Genomic DNA, 2,218 nt, shown 5'->3' with positions numbered 1-2,218 from the left:
CCCGCTGCACCGGCCACGCCCGCCACGCATCGCCGGCTGCGCGACACGCTGCACGCGCTCGTCGGCCTGCGCCTGTCGCTGTATCCGGCCGCGGCGGGACAGCCGCCGCAGGCGTCGGACGGAGCACGCGCATGATCCCGCTTTCCCATCCGTCTTTCCGACTGCGACCATGATCGGCGAAATCGACATCTTCGGCGTATTCGTGCCGGCCCCGCTCGTACTGATGCTGATCGCCTACCTGATCAACATCGTCGTGCGCGCCGTGCTCGAGCGCGTCGGCTTCTACCGCCTCGTCTGGCACCGTTCGATCTTCGACCTCGGCATCTACGTGTTCGTGTTTGCCGCCGTCGTGATCGTTTCCCACCATCTCGCGGCTACCTAACGTGAAAAAAACCTGGCTCTCGGCAGGGCAAATCCTGCTCACCCTGATCGTCGTCATCGTGGCCGCCGTCGTGCTGTGGCGCATCGTCAACTACTACATGTTCTCGCCATGGACCCGCGATGGTCACGTGCGCGCCGACGTGATCCAGGTCGCGCCGGACGTCGCAGGCCTCATCACGTCGGTGCAGGTCGCCGACAACCAGGAGGTCAAGCGCGGCCAGGTGCTGTTCGTGATCGACCAGGCCCGCTACACGCTCGCGGAACGGCTCGCCGAAGCCACGCTCGCGCAACGCCGCGCGACGCTCGCCCAGGCGAAGCGCGAATATGCCCGCAACCTGCAGCTCGGCAACCTGGTCGCGAGCGAGCAGGTCGAGGAAAGCCGCACACGCGTCGAACAGGGTGAAGCCGCCGTCGCCGACGCGCAGGTGTCGCTCGATACCGCCAAGCTGAACCTGCAACGCACGACGATCGTCAGTCCCGTAGACGGCTACCTGAACGACCGCGCGCCGCGCGTCGGCGAATACGTGCCGGCCGGCCGCGCGGTGCTGTCGGTCGTCGACCGCAATTCGTTCCGCGTCGACGGCTACTTCGAGGAAACCAAGCTGCGCGGCATCCACATCGGCCAGCCGGTCGACATCATCGTGATGGGCGAGCCGCATACGCTGCGTGGCCATGTGCAGAGCATCGTCGCCGCGATCGAGGATCGCGACCGCACGCAGGGTGCGAACCTGCTGCCGAACGTGAACCCGGCATTCAGCTGGGTGCGGCTCGCGCAGCGCGTGCCGGTGCGTGTCGTGCTCGACGAGGTGCCGGAGGATTTCCGGATGATCGCAGGCCGTACCGCGACCGTCTCGATGCGCGAAGCCGACACGCGCCGCGACGACAAAGCGAAGCCGGCCGCTGGCGCGTCGGCGGCGGCCGCCAGCACGGCATCGGCCGTCACGCCGGTATCGACGGCTTCCGGCACGGTCGCCGGCGCAGCAGGAGCATCGCAATGAAACGGCACGGTCTGCGCCTCGCCGCGACGCTCGCGCCGCTTGCGCTCGCACTCGGCGCGTGCAAATCCGTCGGCCCCGATTACACGCTGCCGCAGCAGGCGTACGTGAATGCACCGCTCGCGAACCATGCGCTCGACGATGCGAACGGCACGCTCGTGTCGCGCGACGCCGTACCCGGGAACTGGTGGCAACTCTACGACGACCCCGTGCTCAACGGGCTCGTGCGCGATGCCCTGAAGTCGAACACCGACCTGCGCGTCGCCGCGGCCAACCTCGCGCGCTCGCGCGCGGCACTGGAAGTCGCGAACCAGCAGGGTGGCTTCTCGGGCGGCGCGGAAGCCGCCGTGCAGCGCGCGCAGGAATCGGCCGAGCAATACCTGCTCGAGAACAAGCTGCCGGTCGTCAACGAAGGCACGGTCGGCATCAACGTATCGTACGAGATCGACCTGTTCGGCAAGCTGCGGCGCGGCGTCGAAGCCGCGCGCGCGGACAGCGAGGCCGTCAGGGCTGCCGGCGACCTGGCGCGCATCACGGTCGTCGCCGATGTCGTGCGCGCCTACGTCGAATCGTGTTCGGCCGGCGACGAGCTGGCTGTCGCGAAGCAGTCGCTCGCGCTGCAGAAGCAGCGCGTCGCGCTGTCGCAGCGGCTGCGCGACGCAGGACGCGGCAACCAGACCGACGTGACGCGCGGCGTGACGCAGGTGCGCACCCTCGCCGCCGATATCCCGCGCTTCGAAGGCCGCCGCAAGGTCGCGCAATACCAGCTCGCCGCGCTGCTCGCGCGTTCGCCGGCCGACCTGCCGAAGGCCGTCGCCGAATGCGAGCATCTGCCGAAGCTG

At 68.8% G+C, this 2,218-nt stretch carries 3 protein-coding genes; all 3 read left to right on the top strand.

The window, feature by feature from the left end; genetic code table 11:
- Positions 1–169: 169 nt before the first annotated feature.
- The gene (locus JYJ84_RS34740; RefSeq protein ID WP_034182541.1) at positions 170–382 is read left to right on the top strand and encodes a DUF1656 domain-containing protein; all 213 of its coding nucleotides are present in this window, start codon (positions 170–172) and stop codon (positions 380–382) included.
- 1 nt (position 383) lies between these two features.
- Positions 384–1,379 (top strand): HlyD family secretion protein, encoded by a 996-nt coding sequence (locus tag JYJ84_RS34735; RefSeq protein ID WP_174962327.1) that lies wholly within the window; start codon positions 384–386, stop codon positions 1,377–1,379.
- On the top strand, positions 1,376–2,218 hold an 843-nt coding region (locus JYJ84_RS34730; protein WP_205190133.1), incomplete at its 3' end, for a TolC family protein. The genes JYJ84_RS34735 and JYJ84_RS34730, both read left to right, overlap by 4 nt.

Origin of the sequence: Burkholderia sp. LMG 13014, from assembly GCF_905232215.1 — a bacterium.
Classification (GTDB): Bacteria; Pseudomonadota; Gammaproteobacteria; order Burkholderiales; family Burkholderiaceae; genus Burkholderia.
Note: the sequence above shows the minus strand (reverse complement) of the source record. Positions and strands in the feature narration are given on the sequence as shown.

Coding starts and splice junctions, on each gene's coding strand:
- JYJ84_RS34740 (WP_034182541.1), top strand. CDS start 170: ATGATCGGCGAAATCGACATCTTCGGCGTATTCGTGCCGGCCCCGCTC.